12 protein-coding genes are annotated in these 15303 nt (G+C 73.1%); 7 read left to right on the forward strand and 5 right to left on the reverse strand.

The features are described from left to right. Positions 1-237 precede the first annotated feature (237 nt). The 4 genes from ACIOC1_RS29775 to ACIOC1_RS29790 form a co-directional block, all read right to left on the reverse strand. Positions 238-2805, reverse strand: coding sequence for an ABC transporter permease (locus ACIOC1_RS29775; RefSeq protein ID WP_401857018.1), 2568 nt, complete (start codon positions 2803-2805; stop codon positions 238-240). Then, positions 2802-3590, reverse strand: a complete 789-nt coding sequence (locus ACIOC1_RS29780; RefSeq protein WP_188285264.1) for an ABC transporter ATP-binding protein — start codon at positions 3588-3590, stop codon at positions 2802-2804. Before ACIOC1_RS29780 ends, ACIOC1_RS29775 begins: the two co-directional genes overlap by 4 nt. A gap of 470 nt (positions 3591-4060) precedes the next feature. Further along, positions 4061-4558, reverse strand: a complete 498-nt coding sequence (locus tag ACIOC1_RS29785) for an SUKH-3 domain-containing protein (RefSeq protein WP_355346853.1) — start codon at positions 4556-4558, stop codon at positions 4061-4063. Beyond that, on the reverse strand, positions 4555-5064 hold the full coding sequence (locus tag ACIOC1_RS29790; RefSeq protein ID WP_355346850.1) for a YwqJ-related putative deaminase: 510 nt from the start codon (positions 5062-5064) through the stop codon (positions 4555-4557). Before ACIOC1_RS29790 ends, ACIOC1_RS29785 begins: the two co-directional genes overlap by 4 nt. Before the next feature lie 426 nt (positions 5065-5490). Here ACIOC1_RS29790 and ACIOC1_RS29795 point away from each other — a divergent pair, with 426 nt between their 5' ends. The 4 genes from ACIOC1_RS29795 to ACIOC1_RS29810 all read left to right on the forward strand — a co-directional run bounded on the left by ACIOC1_RS29795 (position 5491) and on the right by ACIOC1_RS29810 (position 11208). Beyond that, entirely contained in the window at positions 5491-6252 is a 762-nt protein-coding gene (locus tag ACIOC1_RS29795; protein WP_355346847.1) for a hypothetical protein, read from the forward strand. A gap of 176 nt (positions 6253-6428) precedes the next feature. Further along, positions 6429-7229 (forward strand): hypothetical protein, encoded by an 801-nt coding sequence (locus tag ACIOC1_RS29800; protein ID WP_401310312.1) that lies wholly within the window; start codon positions 6429-6431, stop codon positions 7227-7229. Between the two features lie 215 nt (positions 7230-7444). Beyond that, on the forward strand, positions 7445-8458 hold the full coding sequence (locus ACIOC1_RS29805; RefSeq protein WP_355346841.1) for an HNH endonuclease: 1014 nt from the start codon (positions 7445-7447) through the stop codon (positions 8456-8458). 8 nt (positions 8459-8466) lie between these two features. Next, positions 8467-11208 carry an SUKH-4 family immunity protein gene (locus ACIOC1_RS29810; RefSeq protein ID WP_401857022.1) on the forward strand — a complete coding sequence of 914 codons (2742 nt, stop codon included), beginning with the start codon at positions 8467-8469 and terminating at the stop codon, positions 11206-11208. A 140-nt stretch (positions 11209-11348) separates the two neighbouring features. Here ACIOC1_RS29810 and ACIOC1_RS29815 read toward each other — a convergent pair whose 3' ends face one another. Next, a complete protein-coding gene (locus ACIOC1_RS29815; protein ID WP_401857024.1) occupies positions 11349-12260 on the reverse strand; it encodes a LysR family transcriptional regulator in 912 nt (303 codons plus the stop codon). 116 nt (positions 12261-12376) lie between these two features. Between ACIOC1_RS29815 and ACIOC1_RS29820 the strand changes: the two genes are divergently transcribed. From ACIOC1_RS29820 to ACIOC1_RS29830, 3 genes are all read left to right on the forward strand, one after another. Beyond that, a complete protein-coding gene (locus ACIOC1_RS29820) occupies positions 12377-13189 on the forward strand; it encodes an inositol monophosphatase family protein (RefSeq protein ID WP_391162309.1) in 813 nt (270 codons plus the stop codon). Between the two features lie 47 nt (positions 13190-13236). Beyond that, complete coding sequence (locus tag ACIOC1_RS29825) at positions 13237-13881, forward strand: NADPH-dependent F420 reductase (protein WP_401857026.1); 645 nt, start codon at positions 13237-13239, stop codon at positions 13879-13881. A gap of 190 nt (positions 13882-14071) precedes the next feature. Then, positions 14072-15034 (forward strand): DivIVA domain-containing protein, encoded by a 963-nt coding sequence (locus tag ACIOC1_RS29830; protein ID WP_391051654.1) that lies wholly within the window; start codon positions 14072-14074, stop codon positions 15032-15034. The last annotated feature ends 269 nt before the right edge of the window (positions 15035-15303 follow it).

Below are 15303 nucleotides of genomic sequence, written 5' to 3' on the forward strand. Positions count from 1 at the left end.
GCAACGCGAAGCACCCGACACGTGTCACGGGCCGGGGGTACCTCCAGCGTACGACGTACCGCCGACAGCCACAGGCCATCGCGTGAGCCGCGGGGCCGCGGAGCCCGTGGGCGGGGACGCCCGGCGGGGGGACGGACCGGGGTGCGGGACGCGCGGGCGGCCCCGGAGCGCGGGGGGTTGCGCTTCCGGGGCCGCGTCTGTGGTGACCTGCGCCACCGGCCGGTGTGACCGGCGGCGTCAGTCCGTGGCGATCGCGTTCAGTACGTTCATCCGCCCCGCCCGGAAGGCCGGGAGCAGCGCGGCCAGCAGGCCGACGACCGCGGAGCCGATGAAGACCAGGATGATCGTCGTCCACGGGATCTGGAGGACGCCGAGCCCCTGGGAGGCCAGCACCTTCTGTCCCGTGGTGCCCCAGCCGAGGCCGAGACCGAGGCCGACCAGCGCGCCGAAGAGCGCGATGACCACCGATTCGAGGCGGATCATCCGGCGCAGCTGGCGCCGGGAGGTGCCGATCGCCCGCATCAGGCCGATCTCCCGGGTGCGCTCGACCACCGACAGGGCGAGGGTGTTCACCACGCCCAGGATGGCGACGATGATCGCGAGGCCGAGCAGCCCGTAGATCATGTACAGGAGCTGGTTGACCTGCTTGTGGATGAGGTCCTTGAAGTCGGACTGGTCGCGGACCTTGAGCTGCGGGTAGTCCTTGACGGCCGCGGTGAGCGAGGCGCCCGCCTCCTTGGCCTGGCCGTCGACGGCCTTGGCGAACATGATCTGGTCGAGCGGCTGCTTGTCCGCCGGGAGGTACTGCTTGGCGGTGGCCAGGTTGGTGTACCAGGCGCCGTGGTCGACCGTGGTGTCGTCGCTGGTGATGACGTTGACGCGGAGCTTGGTCGGCGTGCCGCCGATCATCGTCACCGGCAGCTCGTCACCGATCTTGATGTGGTGGTCCTTGGCGTACGCCTCGTTGACGGACATGCCGTTCTTCGCGTACGCGTCCTTCAGATTGCCCTTGACCGTCTTGAGCCGCAGGTCGTCGGCGTAGGTCGGGCTGACCGCGCTGAACTGCTTGGTGACCGTCTTGCCGTCGGGCAGCGTGACCTTGGCGTTGACGCCCGCGTACTCGGTGAAGTGCTCCATGTGGGAGGCCGACTTGATCGCCGCGACCAGGGCGGGGGTCAGCGGCTGGCCGCCGTCGGGCTGGAGGATGAAGTCCGCGCCGACCGACTTGTCGAGCTGGTCGTCGGCGGAGGCCACCATGGACGAGCCGACCACCGACATGCCGGCGACCAGCGCGAGGCCGATCATCAGCGCGGAGGCGGTGGCACCGGTACGGCGCGGGTTGCGCAGCGCGTTGCGCTCCGCGAGGCGGCCCATCGGTCCGAAGAACCGCAGGATGACCGCGCTGACCGCTCGTACGATCACACCGGCCAGCAGGGGGCCGATGATCACGAAGCCGACCAGGCTGAACAGCACGCCCAGGCCCAGCAGTCCGCCGCCGGAGGACGCCTTGTCCGACTGTCCCGCGCCGACCAGCGCCACGGCGCCGATCGCGCAGACCAGGACGCCGATCGCGGCGCGGATCCGGCCGGACTTCGCGTCGGTGGGGGTGCCCGCGTCGCGCAGCGCGGCCATCGGGGAGATCCGTCCGGCCCTGCGGGCCGGGATGTAGGCGGAGATCACGGTGACGATGACGCCGATGGCCAGGCCGACGATCGGGGTGGTGGCCTTGATGGTCAGCTCGGAGGTGTCGAGCTTCATGCCCGCCTGGCCCATGAGCTTCATCAGGGCGACGGCCAGGCCGATGCCGCCGCCGATGCCGAGCACCGAGCCGACGACGCCGAGCAGCACCGCCTCGACCAGCACCGACCGGTTGACCTGCTTGCGGCTGGAGCCGAGGGCCCGCATCAGGCCGATCTCGCGGGTGCGCTGGGCGACCAGCATGGAGAAGGTGTTGACGATCAGGAAGATGCCGACCAGGACCGAGATGCCCGCGAAGCCGAGCATCGCGTACTTCATGAAGTTCAGGAAGCTGCCGACGTCGTCCTTGTCCTTCTTCTTGGTCTCGGCGGCGGTGTCGACGGTGTACTTGCCCGCGCCGATGGCCGTCGTGACGTCCGCCTTGAGGCGGTCGTCGGTGACGCCCTTGGCGGCGGTCAGGCCGTAGCCGGTGTACGCGTGGCTGTCACCGAGCAGCTTGGCCTGGGCGGTTGCGGTCTCGATGTAGATGACGGCCGCGCCGGGGTTGGTGGTCTTGAAGGTGACGATGCCGGAGATCGTGACGTGGAAGTCGCCGGGCGCGGCGATGACCCGCAGCGTGTCGCCGATCTTCAGGTGGTGCTTGTCGGCGGTGTCGGCGTCGATCACCGCGTCGGTGGGCCCGCGCGGGGTGTTGCCCGAGGACAGCTCAACGGCCTTGGTCTCGGTCGGGTCCCAGTTGCTGACGATGGTCGGGGCGCCGCTGGTCGGGCTGATGCTCTTGTTGTTCGCGTCGGCGACCGTCACCTGGTCGCTGGTGACGTCGGGGTAGGACTTGGCGACGCCCGGCACCTTGAGCAGGGTCTGCTGGAGCGAGGCGGGCACGGTGTCGGGCCGCCCGGTCTCCTGCGCGTCGTCGACCTTCTTGGCGCTGATGGTGACGTCGGAGGCGGTGGAGCCGAAGAGCTTGTCGAAGGTGGCGGTCATGGTGTCGGTGAACACGAGCGTGCCGCACACGAACGCCACCGAGAGCAGGACGGCGACGGCGGACAGCGCCATGCGTCCCTTGTGCGCGAGGAAGTTGCGCACCGATGTCTTCAGGACGGTCACGAGGTCCTCCCGCGACCGTCGAAGGACTTCATGCGCTCCAGGACGCCGTCGGCGGTCGGGTTCTGCATCTCGTCGACGATCCGGCCGTCCGCCAGGTACAGCACGCGGTCGGAGTAGGAGGCGGCGACCGGGTCGTGGGTGACCATCACGATGGTCTGGCCCAGCTCGTCCACCGACTTGCGCAGGAAGCCGAGGACTTCGGCGCCGGCGCGGGAGTCGAGGTTTCCGGTCGGCTCGTCACCGAAGATGATCTCGGGGCGGGCGGCGAGGGCGCGGGCGACCGCGACGCGCTGCTGCTGACCGCCGGAGAGCTGCGTGGGGCGGTGCTTGAGGCGCCCGGCGAGACCGACGGTCTCCACCACCCGGTCGAACCAGTCGCGGTCCACCTTGCGGCCCGCGATGTCCATGGGCAGCGTGATGTTCTCCGCCGCGTTGAGCGTCGGCAGCAGGTTGAAGGACTGGAAGATGAAGCCGATCTTGTCCCGGCGGAGCTGGGTGAGCTTCTTGTCCTTGAGGGTGGTGATCTCGGTGTCGCCGATCCAGATCCGGCCCTCGGACACGGTGTCCAGCCCGGCCAGGCAGTGCATCAGCGTGGACTTGCCGGAGCCCGAGGGGCCCATGATCGCGGTGAACCGGCCGCGCGCGATGTCGACGTCCACCGCGTCGAGCGCCAGGACGCGCGTCTCGCCGCTGCCGTACGCCTTCGTCACCGCTCGGCCTGCTGCGGCAACGGCCGGACGCTCTCCGCTGCCCCCGGACTTGGGAATCGTCACTGCCGTTGTCACGTGAATCTCCTGTGAGGTCGATGCGGGCCCTGACCAGGCCCTGTTGAGCCGGTGTGCTCAGCTTGTCGGAGCGCCGTCCCCCGGCACGATGGGGGAGGTCTCCGTCTTGTGGGTGGGGCTGTCCCCACCCCGCCTCATGACCGTATGGAACGGACGGCCCGGGATCGTCATCCGCCGGTACGAACCGATGGCCACCAAAAGTAGGTACCTCCCCCTAGGGGTCTGCTACCTGAGGCTCATCCCCGTGTCGGGGACGTCGCCGCGACCACGCGAAGGTGTCCTTTACACGTACGGGAGTTGAGGGGTCGTCATGACCGGGGGGACACCCGCGTCCACGGCCGCGGACGCGGTCAATCCGTCGTGGACGGGTTCGCCGTGAGCCGGTCTTTCGCGGCTCAACCCGGCGAAGGTCAGTGCATCGCGGCTCAACGCGCCGTAGGTCAGTGCTTCGCGGCTCAACCCGCCGAAGGTCAGTGCATCGTGAGGCGCACCGGGCGTACGCCGCCGATCAGGGCGGTCAGCGCGCGGTCGATGTCGGGGCCCACGTACCAGTCGCCGGTGTGGTCGACGGTGTAGACGCGGCCCTCGGCGTCGATGGCGAGCAGCGCGCCGGACGCGGGCTCCTCGCCGAGCGGGCTGATGTCGGTCTCCAGGGCGCGGCCGAGGTCGCCGAAGGTCCGCGCCAGGTGCAGGCCGCGCAGCGGGTCGACGGCGATGGCCGTGGGGGCGATCTGCCGGCCGGGACCCGAGGCGCCGGGGATCAGCAGGCCGCCGAACTCCGCCCACGCCTCGACCGCGGCGGGGAAGACAGCGTGCCGGTGGCCGCCCGGCGACTCGTACGCCCGCAGCCGGTCCGCCCAGAACTCGGCCTGCTTGATGTCCCAGCGCCCCGGCCGCCAGCCCGCGGCGCGCAGCGCGGCGTCGACGCCGACCGGGAAACGGGTGGTGCCCGCCATCGGGATGCTCATACTCCTTCGGCCGCCGGATCCACCGGCTTGACCCCCAGGTGCGACAGCAGCGGCGCGCACGAGCGGCAGGGCGGGGCGTACGCGCCGTGCGTCGGGTCGCCGTCCTCCCGGATGCGCCGCGAGGTGAGCTTCGCCCCGCGCAGCGCCTTGCGGGCCTCACCCTGGGTGAGCGGCTTGCGGGACGCACGCTTGCCCCGGTTTGCCTCGACTGCCGTCAAGTGGCGTGAAATGAGCACCGGTTCGGGACAGCGCCCGGCGAACCGTTCCCGCTGCGCGACCGGCAGCGCGTCCAGGAAGTCCTGAACGATCGGGTGCAGTACGGGCGGTTGCTCACCTTTGGCACCGGTGCAGGTCAGCACGTCGTCGCGGATCAGCAGCGCGGCGGCGACCGCGGGCATGATGCCGTCCCTGCGGTGCCGCAGCACCGGCGGGCCCACCGGATCGTCCGAACCGCTCCAGCTCAAGCGCGGATCGGCGGCCCCCGCCGCCTGGGTCTGACTTGTCATGATCTGTGTGCGTCCCTCCATCCGCCCGCCTGGGCGGGCGATCCCCCGTATGTCGTTCAGAGTGCCAAACAGGCCATGCGACGGGAAGCCGGACGCGGCACCGCGCCCATCGTGTGTGGGCCATGTCACCGTCGTGTGACGGAGCGTCGGCAGCGCGGGCACAGCATGTGCACAAAACCGGCCGCCATACGGTCGCGGGCGATCGTCGTACGGGCGCGGACGGTCGACGCAGGGTGACGGCCGGTCCCCGGCCGGCGCTACCCGAACACATGTCGGCGGCGGGGCCGCGCCCCGCGGGGGCGTCAGGCACGCACAGCCGCGACACAGCTTCGGCGCGGCATGGACGCGCGCCCGACATGGCGGGAGTATCGGCAGTCGGTCCGCGCCCGCGGACCCGCTGCCGCCGATCAGGGAACGTGACCCCCCATGCGCAAGACCCGGCTCCGCCTGGCCGCCGCCGTGCTCCCCGCCCTCGTCCTCGCCGCGGCCTGCTCCGGCTCGTCCGACGGCTCCAAGGACGCCGACGGCAAGGGCGGCAAGGCCACGGGCTCCGCCTCGGCCTCCGCTCCGACGAGCGGCGCCGACAGTCCGTCGGACGGTTCGGCGCTCACCAAGGCGCAGCTCACCAAGGCGCTGATCGCCGAGGCCGACGTGCCCGGCTGGACGATCCAGGTCTCGCAGACCGACGACTCCGCCGACACCTCCACGCTCACCGCGGACAAGCCCGCGTGCCAGCCGCTCGCCGACATCACCAGCAGCAAGCCGAAGATCCCGCGCAAGGCGTTCGTCGGCGCGGCCTTCGCGAAGACGACGTCGAGCGCCACCCCCGACGCGATCAACCAGATGCTGGTCGCCAGTCACGCGCCCGGTGACGCCGAGAAGGTCATCGAGTCGGTGAAGACGGCGCTGGGCACCTGCAAGAGCTTCACCGCGACGGACAACACCGGCACCAAGACGCCGTTCACCATCGCCAAGGGCCCCGCGGTGCCGACCGGCGACGAGGCCGTCTCCTATGTGATGGCCGACACCGCGGACAAGAAGTCCGGCGCGGCCCTGGTGAGCGTGGTGCGGACCGGCGACACCATCACCGCGTACCTGTCGGTGAAGTCGGCGGGCGGCGCGGGCACCCTGCCCATCGACGTCGCGCGCAAGCAGAGCGAGAAGCTGAAGGCGGCGCAGGCGAAGTGACCGACCGCTGAAGGGCCTGCGAGGACCGTCTCGGGGCACACCCCGGGGCCGCTTTCGCGCACCTCTTTGTGAGCGGCCCCACAGGCGAAATCGCGCCCCTGGTGCCGTAAAGTCGCGCGGCAACGGACCGTCGCCCGTGCGATCCCGGGGACGGACACAACACAGGGGAACACCAGATGCCGATACGTGCACGCAGTCGCCTACTGACCGGTAGCCGGGAGTCGGCCGCTGACCTGCGACGCGGCGGCCCGCACACGCGGACCGCCGTGCTGGCGGCCGCCGCCCTGGTGCCGGTGCTCGCGCTCACCGCGGCCTGCGGGGGCGGGGGCGGCGACGACAAGGCGAAGAAGGAGCCGGGCCCGGTCCGCGCGTCCGGCGCGGTGTCGACGGCCAAGCTCACCTCTGCGCTGCTCACGTCCTCCGACGTCCCCCACGTCCAGGTGCTGCCCGCGGGCAGCAAGACGCAGCTCCTCGGCCCGGCCACGACGGTCGACAACGCGGCCTGCCAGCCGGTCGCCGACCAGTGGAGCAGCCGGCCCAAGCACACGCGGCAGGTGTACACCGGCGCGATGGTCACCGACACCGCGGACAAGGACAAGAACGCGAAGGCGATCAGCCTGGAGGTGATCGCCTCCTACGCTCCCGGCACCGCCGAGACCGTGCTGGACGAGCTGACCACGGCGCTGAAGACCTGCCGCGGTTTCAAGGCCACCCGCGACGGCGGGGTCACCTCCTACACCGTCCGCCCGGTGGCGCCGCCCGCGGGCCGGCCCGCGCTGGGCGACCAGGAGGTGGCGTACACGATCGCCGACACCGCGCGCGGCGCGGCGGGCGTCGTCCTGGTCACCGTGGTCAGGTCCGGCGGCGCCACCGCCGCGTACGAGACGGTGCGCGCCGACCACAAGACGGCGACGCTGCGGGCGGCGATCGCGCTGAAGCAGGCGGAGAAGCTGCGGGCGGCGGCGACCGGCGACTGAGCCCGGCGGCTGCCGACGCGGGGCCGACGCGGGGGCCGACAGCCGCCGACGCGGAGTCGAGGCGGAGTCGGCGCGGAATCGGCGCGGAATCGGCGGCTGCCGACGCGGGCCCGGCGGCAGGCGGATCAGGCAAGTTATCCACAGGCCCTGGCTCTGCCCTGGTGGTGAGGCCCTAGGCTGTGGTCATCAGCCAGACGCAGCAGGGGGCAACCGCCATGACGACAGGTCGGCAAGGGCTGGGCGCACCTCCCGGTCCGCGGGCCGGGGGACGTATCGTGCCGCCGCCGAACGCGGCCTACGCCGGACAGGTCGTGCATTTTCCCGACCCCGTACGCGCCGCCCGCCATCCCCAGGGTGTCTGGGTGGACGACAACGGGATTCCGGACTTCGCGCCGTACGCGCGGGCGGTGGCGGAGATCGCCGAGCCCCCCGAGGGCTTCGGGATAGACGAGCTGCGGCTGACCGACTACGTGTCGGCGAACGCGGCGCTGCACGCCTCGGGCCACGAGCTGTGGGGCAGCCTCTCCCCCGTCGCGACCCCGCACGGCTGGACCTGGCACCACGTCATCGGGACCCGCCGGATGGAGCTGATACCGGTCGAGGTCAAGGCGCTGCTGCGGCACCACGGGGGCCTCGCCGCCTCCTCCGCCGACCACGCCAAGCGCGGCACCCGGCCGCTCCAGGAGACCCGCCCGGTGCACTTCGGACTGCCGAAGGACCCGGTCGCGGTCACCGAGTCGCAGGTCCGTGACGTCGAGGAGGAGCTGGGCTACCGGCTGCCCGGCGGCTACCGCACCTTCCTGAAGGCGGCGGGCGGCTGCGCCCCGAGCGGCGTCGCGCTCGACCCGGACCTCGGCCTGCTGATCGACCAGCCGTTCTTCACCGTCCGCGACGACGCCGCGGTCAACGACCTGGTGTACGTGAACAAGTGCCTGCGCGACCACCTGACCAAGGACTTTCTGGCGATCTCCTACCTCCAGGGCGGCCTGCTCGCGGTCAAGGTCAAGGGCGAGCGGACCGGCTCGGTCTGGTTCTGCGCGTACGACGACGTCCGCGACGGCGACCGCTGGGCCGCCCCCGCCGACCGGGTCGCCGAACTGCTGCTGCCCTGCGGTGAGTCACTCGACGCGTTCCTGCTCCGGCTCGCGGGCAATCCGCCGGAATTGGAGACCGTCGCGAACCTGATGGTGGACGGGGGCTTCGCCAGCGCCGTCCCGGTGGAGGGATGAGGCCGGACATGGTCACTTTCGCGCAGGCCCAGGAGCGGGCGGAGCGCTGGATCAACGGCGACGTCCCCGCGTACGAGGCCCGGGAGATCCGGGTCCGCGAATTCGACCTCGGCTTCGTCGTCTGGTCGGAGCCGCGCGAGGGCGGCCCGTCCGCGGGCGACGGCGGCGACGTCCGCGTCGTCATAGCCAAGGACAGCGGCGAGGCCACCTTGTGGCCCGGCCTGCCCGTCGGCGAACTCATCAGGCGTTACGAGGAGGAGTACGGCCCGGTGCCGAACGACGCGGTGCCCGACCCGCCGCAACGCATCGACCTGGAGGCCACGTCCTTCCTGTTGAGCCCGCCGCAGTGGCTCCAGGACGCGGCAGACAAGATGGGCATCCCCGACAACCGCCGGTCGAGCCGGACCAACGGTGCCGGTATCGCCGCGGGCGCGGGAGCCGACGCTCCCGCGTGGCATGCCGCCGCCCCCGGGTCCGACGGCGCCCCGGCCGGCCGTGCCCCGGCGGCCGACGCCGACGGCGGGTACGGCCTGGCGGCGGCCTCGGGTTCCGCCTCGGGACCGGGCGACGGTACGGGCTCCGCGCCCGGCTCCGGCTCCGGCTCCGGCTCCGGCTCCGGCTCCGGCTCCGGCTCCGGCGGGATCGACTACCGGCGGCCCGCCTCCTCCGGCGCCTCAACGGCCGCACCCTCCCCCGCTGACAGCGCTCCCGTCGCACCGGCCGCGTCCGGCGGGATCGACTACCGGCGCCCGGCCCCGGCGGCCGACGCGCCCGCGACGCCCTCGGCGCCCGCGGAACCGGCCGTGCCCGGCGGCAGTTGGGCGGGCAAGACGACCAGCGACAGCGGCGAGGGCCAGTCGGTCCCGGTGCCCGCGACCGTCTTCGCGCCGCCGATCAGCGGCTCCGACCAGGTGGACGTCGCGCAGGACCCCGAGGCCGAGCAGGCCCGCACCGAACTGCTGCCGAGCGGCAGCGGGTTGCCCAAGACCCGGATCGCCCCGCCCGTGGAGCCGCAGGCTCCCGTGCCGCCCGCCAGGCCCGGCGTGCCGCACACCGTGGGGGGTTCGGAATTCCCGCCGCCCGGCGGACCCGCGGTGCCGCTGCCGCCGCCCGGCGGCCTCGGCGCCGGATCCGTGCCTCCGCCCGGTGGCCCCGGTCGCGGTGCCGCCGACATCGCCGACCTGGAGACGGCGAAGGCCGCCCGCGGCCATGTGCCGCCGCCCTCGGGCGGTCCGGTCCGAAGCCCGGACGCGCCGCCGCCCCCGCCGGGAGCCGCCGCTCCTGCGGGCGGTTACCTGCCGACGCAGCTCGTACCGCAGAATCCGCCGGGTGGTCAGAGCCCGCAGGGACCGCAGGGACCGCCGCCGCCCGGCGCCGGTCGTCCCGGCGGCAACGACCCGCACTACGCGGCGACCATGCTCGCGGGCCCCGGCGGCCCGCCCGGACCTCCCGGACCCACCGGTCCGACGGGACCGCCCCCGCCGCCGCCCGGCCCCGGCATGTCGCCGCTCCCGCCGCCCGCGGGGAACAACGACCCGCACTACGCGGCCACGATGCTGGCGGGGCCTTCGGGGCCGCCCGGACCCCAGGCGCCCGGCGCGGGCCCCGGCGCGCCCGGCCGGCCCGGCGGCAACGACCCGCACTACGCGGCCACGATGCTCGCGGGTCCCGGCGGCGCGCCCATGGGTCCGCCGCCCCCGCTCGGTGGCGGCGGCATGGCCCCGCCCCCGCCGCCCGGCTACGGCTACCCGCAGCCGACGGCGGTGCCCACGGTCGGCCCCGGCTACATGGCGGTGCTCCGCTACCGCGGCCAGGACGGCAGCGAGCAGCAGCTCATCCGGCGTTCGGCGCCCGGCACTCCGCACCCGGAGTGGCAGATCCTGCACGAGCTGCGCTCGATGGGCGTGCGGCCCGAGCAGGTGCTCGAACTGCACACCGAGCTGGAGTCGTGCGACCTGCCCGGCGGTTACTGCACGCGGATGATCCGCGAGACCTGGCCGCAGGTGCGGATCAGCCACACCGCGCCGTACGGCAGGGACCACGCCAGCCGCCAGCAGGGCGTCCAACATCTGCTGACGCACCAGGGCGAGCTGCACCAGGTGGCGGGCGCGCCCGCGCGCCCGCAGCCGCAGCGGGTCCCGATGCCCGACCCGCACAGTGTGCTGCGGGTGCCGCCGGTGCCGCTCGACGTGATCGGCCAGGAACTGGCGTCGGCCTTCGGGCCGCAGGGCTTGTTCCGCTTCGACCAGCGGGCGGTGTCCCGGCAGGGCGTGCCCGACATCGTGGCGCAGACCCTGGTGTGGGCCGGGCTGCCGGTGGACTTCGGCCCGTTCTTCTGGGCGCAGGCCCAGCCGGGCCAGCCGGTGCCGACGCTGGCGGAGCTGGCCCAGCAGCGCGGCGTGCAGGCGGCGTCGGACGCGGGCTCGTATCTGGTGATGGGCAATGACTTCGGCCGTCAGCTCTGTGTGCAGTACGGCACCGCGCACATCGTGGCGGTGCCGTTGGAGGCCGGTCCGGGCGGACAGCCCGCGCCGCCGCAGTTCGTCAATTCGAGCCTGCCGGAATTCGCCCGCTGCCTGGCGCTGCTGGGCCGGATGTGGCGGCTGCGGATCGGGCTGACGCCCGATCAGGCGGGCCGCTGGACGGTGGACTTCCAGGCGCAGCTCGCCGCGCAGGACCCGGCGGCCATCGCCTCGCCCGACCACTGGTGGTCGGTCCTCATCGAGCAGATGTGGGACGGACTGCTGTAACGGCCCCGCCAGGGCCCGGCCGACAGAAGTTCCGTCCCGCCGGGTCGTAGCAGAAGCGTCAGGGAACGGCCCCGCCGCGGCGGGGCCGTCCGCTGTGCCGTTCAGGCGGGCCGGTCAAGCGTGCCGTTCAGGCGGCCCGGTCAGGCGTTCAGTGGTGCGAACAGCGCCTGGACCGTTTCGGTGGCCAGGTCGCGCAGCCAGATGTGGGCGCGGTCCTCGTCGTACCGCTGGTGCCACAGCAGGTACAAGGGGACGTCGGGAAGCGGGAGCGGCGTCGGCAGGGTGAGCAGGCCGAGGTGGTCCCTGGCCTCGCGGGTGACCGCGTCGGGCACGGTGACCACGAGGTCGGTGTCGAGGACCAGCCGCAGCGCGAAGGCGGCGGTGGGCCCGGCGGCGGCGACGCGCCGTTCGAGGCCGTGCGCGGCCAGGGCGTCGTCGACCGAGTCGCGCAGGCTTCCGCGCCGGGAAACGGTGAGGTGTTCCGCCGCCGCGTAACGCTCGGGGCTCAACGGGCCCTCGGCCAACGGGTGGCCGGGCCGGACGGCGACGACCAGCCGGTCCCTGCCGACGAGGCGGTGGCGGATGTCGGGAAGCGCCGACCGGCCGGAGCTGGATTCGAGGTCGACCTCGCCCCGGTGCGACTCGGGCGTGTCCGTGCCGGGTTCGGCGGACAGCCGCAGCCGGGCGCCGGGCGCCTGCTCGCGGACGGCCGTGGTCAGGGCGGTGCCGCAGGCCGCGGTCAGCGCATCGTGCCAGCGCACGGTGAAGACCCGGTCCAGAGCCGTCAGGTCGAGGCTCTGCCGGGCGGACAGCAGGCGGTGGGCCTGCTGCACGAGGGCGTGGACCTCGGCGCGCATGGCCAGCGCGCGAGGGGTGGGGAGCATGCCGCGCCCGGCGCGGACCAGGATCTGGTCACCGGTGACCTTGCGGATACGGCCCAGGGACCGGCTCATCGCAGGCGCGGTCACATGGAGGCGGGCCGCGGCGCCGGTGACGCTCCCCTCCTCCAGCAGCGCGTCCAGGGCCGTGAGCAGGTTCAGATCCAGTTGCATGACAGTAAATCTACAAGTGAAAAGCATGCACTTGTTGTTAATCCACGGGCGACCTACCGTCGAAGTGCGGGCGCGAGAAGAACCGCCCCGCGGCCATCGACACCAGGGAGCCCCCCATGAGCACAGCCATGCCTTTCGCCGCCGGCACGACCCTCCTGTCCGACGTGACGGCCGCGGTGCGGACCGCCGGTCGCACGTTGCGGGCCCGCCACACCACGCACGCCCGCGGCGTGAGCCTGGACGAGGTCGTCGCGGAGATCCACGCCAACGACGACGCGGTGCTGAGCGTGCTGCGCGAACCGCTGCTGCGGGCCCGGCCGGGATCGCGGTGGGCCGAGGACGAGTTGGCGGGCGGCGCGCTCCCGCCCGGGGAGTGGTGGGTGGTCGACCCCGCCGAGGGCAACATCAACCACGTGCACGGCATGGACGACTGGGCCGTCACCGCCACCCTGGTCCGCGACAACCAGCCGGTGCTCACCGTCGTCCACCTGCCGCTGACCGGTGACACGTACACCGCGGTGGCCGGCGGCGGCGCCCGCCTCAACGACCGGCCCCTGGCGGTGTCCGCCAAGACCGGTCTGGCCGCCTCGCTCATCGGCACCGGTCAGGCCAGGCCCGGCGAGGACGAGCGCACCTTCCGGCGGATCGGCGACTCCGTCACCGCCATGCTCGTCAACGGCCTGGTCGTACGCGTGTCCGTGCCCGCCACGATGCAGCTCATCCACGTCGCCGCCGGACGGATGGACGCCTTCTGGCAGTTCTCCGACGTCCGCTCGGGACTGGTCGCCGGCGCCCTGCTGGTCTCCGAGGCCGGAGGCACCGTCACCGACCTGGCGGGCGAGCCCTGGAGCACCCGCAGCCGCGACTTCCTGGCCGCGGCCCCCGGCGTCCACGCCGCCGCCCGCGAGGTCCTGTCGCCGATCGTCTGACCGGACGCCCGCCCTTACCCACCCGACACCGCAAGGAGCATCACTTCATGACCACCATCGGCATCCTGGGCGCGGGCCGCGTCGGGACCCACCTCGCCAACAAGCTCTCCGCCGCGGGACACCAGGTCACCCTCGGCGGCCGGACCCCGGTGGAGACCGCCGCCCGCGCCGCCGGGACCGCCCCGACGGTCGCCTTCGCCGACCAGCCCACCGCCGCCCGCGGCGCGGACATCGTGATCAACGCGACGCCCGGCGACAGTTCGCTGGAACGCCTCACCGGCCTGCGCGCCGAACTCTCCGGGAAGATCCTCGTCGATGTCTCCAACGCCACCCGCGACGCGGAGGACGGGCTGCCCGGCGACCTGTGCTACCCCGGCAGCAGCCTCGCCGAGCACCTCCAGGCCGCACTCCCCGACACCCGCGTGGTCAAGACCCTCAACACCATGCTGTTCATGGTCATGACCGCTCCCGAGATCCTGGCCACCCCGCCGACCGCCTATGTGTCGGGGGACGACGAGGACGCGAAGAAGACCGTCAACGGTCTGCTCGCCGACCTGGGCTGGCGGCCCGCATGGATCGAGGACCTCGGCGGCATTCGCACCGCCCGCGCCGCCGAGGCCATGATCCTGGTCGTGCCTCACGTCCTGCGCCGGAACGGCTTCACGCCGTTCGCCGTCTCCCTCGCGCGCTGACCCCCACCCCGCACGCGGCGAAGAGCCGGGTGACGAAGGGCACTTCCCTTCTTCACCCGGCCCGTCTGCGTTCGGGGCCATCGGGAAGGGAGTGGATGGGTAGGAGACAGGTCGGAGTGTCGCAGCCCGTACAATTCGGACATAAGCCAAAAATAGGCAGGACGGAACGGCCGACGGCGAGGGGCAGGGCATGAGCAGCAACACCGCATCGTCAGCCCGCAACATCGACACCGCGCGCGGACGCGGCTATCGGCCGGAACAGGTCGACCGTTTCCTCGACGAGTTGTCGGAGGACCGGGACGCCGCCTGGGAGCGGGCCGCCCGGCTGACGGTGCTCGCCAACGAGATGGACGCCGAGTGCGCCTCGTTGCGGCACCAGGTCGAAGCGCTCGGCGCCACCTCGTTCGACGCGCTCGGCGACGGCGCCCAGGAGTTGCTGCGGCTGGTCGAGGAGGAGGCCGCCGCCGTACGCGACCGCGCCGAGGCCGAGGCGCAGCACGCGCGCGACACCGCGGAGACCGCCCGCCGCACCCTTCAGGACGAGGCCCGCGCCGCCGCCTCCGCCCGGCTCGCCGCCGCCGAGGAGCAGGCGGAACGGCTCCTGGACGAGGCGTGCGGACGCGCCTCCGAGATCCTCGGCCAGGCCCGCGCGGAAGCCGAGGCCGTACGCGGCGAGGCGGGCCGCGCCCTGGACGCCATGCGGCAGGACGTCGGCCGGACCCTGGCCGAGGTCGACAAGGAGCGCCGCGAACGGCTCGACACCCTCGAACACGAGCTCGCCGAGCGCGAGGCCGGGGTCGACAGCAGGCTCGCCGACCTCCTCGGCGACGCCGAACGGCGCCTCCACGAGGCGCACCAGGAGCGTGCCGACGCCGAGGAGGCCCTGCGGGTGCAGCAGCAGGAGGCCGAGGAGCGGGCGTCCGAGCTGCTCGCCCAGGCGCGCATGCACGAGGAGCGCACCCGCCGTGAGAGCGAGCGCTCGCTGCGCGAGCACGAGCAGCACCGCGACGAGATTCGCGCGCATCTCGCGCACGTACGGGCCACCCTCGCCTCCCTGACCGGCCGCCACCTCCCGCCCTCCGGGCCGGACCACCCCGAAGCCCAGGGCGCCCCCGGCCTCCCCGAACAAGCCGACCCGTCCGACCCGGCCTGACCCCCAGGGCGCGCTGCCATTGCGCAGGGTCGTGTTTTTAGGGGCGCGGGGAAGGTCCGCTGCCCTTGCGCAGGGCCGTGTTTTTAGGGGCGCGGGGAACTGCGCGGCCCGCCCCCACCGGGCTGTCAGCCCGACAACAACCGCGTCTGCCCCGCGGGGGCCGGTGGCCAAAGGCCGCGCCACCGTCGGTGGCTGAGCGCGCAGTTCCTCGCGCCCCTGGGACCGCGTCCTCCTGCGCACGGTGGGCGCGCAGGGCCCCGCCCCCGAAG

The organism is Streptomyces sp. NPDC088197 (genome assembly GCF_044741185.1).
Taxonomy (GTDB): Bacteria; Actinomycetota; Actinomycetes; order Streptomycetales; family Streptomycetaceae; genus Actinacidiphila.

Bases quoted from the DNA above. Each gene is read 5' to 3' on its own strand.
- ACIOC1_RS29785 (WP_355346853.1), bottom strand. From the start codon at position 4,558: ATGAGCATCCCGATGGCGGGCACCACCCGTTTCCCGGTCGGCGTCGAC.
- ACIOC1_RS29790 (WP_355346850.1), bottom strand. From the start codon at position 5,064: ATGACAAGTCAGACCCAGGCGGCGGGGGCCGCCGATCCGCGCTTGAGC.
- ACIOC1_RS29795 (WP_355346847.1), top strand. From the start codon at position 5,491: ATGCGCAAGACCCGGCTCCGCCTGGCCGCCGCCGTGCTCCCCGCCCTC.
- ACIOC1_RS29800 (WP_401310312.1), top strand. From the start codon at position 6,429: ATGCCGATACGTGCACGCAGTCGCCTACTGACCGGTAGCCGGGAGTCG.
- ACIOC1_RS29805 (WP_355346841.1), top strand. From the start codon at position 7,445: ATGACGACAGGTCGGCAAGGGCTGGGCGCACCTCCCGGTCCGCGGGCC.
- ACIOC1_RS29810 (WP_401857022.1), top strand. From the start codon at position 8,467: ATGGTCACTTTCGCGCAGGCCCAGGAGCGGGCGGAGCGCTGGATCAAC.
- ACIOC1_RS29815 (WP_401857024.1), bottom strand. From the start codon at position 12,260: ATGCAACTGGATCTGAACCTGCTCACGGCCCTGGACGCGCTGCTGGAG.
- ACIOC1_RS29820 (WP_391162309.1), top strand. From the start codon at position 12,377: ATGAGCACAGCCATGCCTTTCGCCGCCGGCACGACCCTCCTGTCCGAC.
- ACIOC1_RS29825 (WP_401857026.1), top strand. From the start codon at position 13,237: ATGACCACCATCGGCATCCTGGGCGCGGGCCGCGTCGGGACCCACCTC.
- ACIOC1_RS29830 (WP_391051654.1), top strand. From the start codon at position 14,072: ATGAGCAGCAACACCGCATCGTCAGCCCGCAACATCGACACCGCGCGC.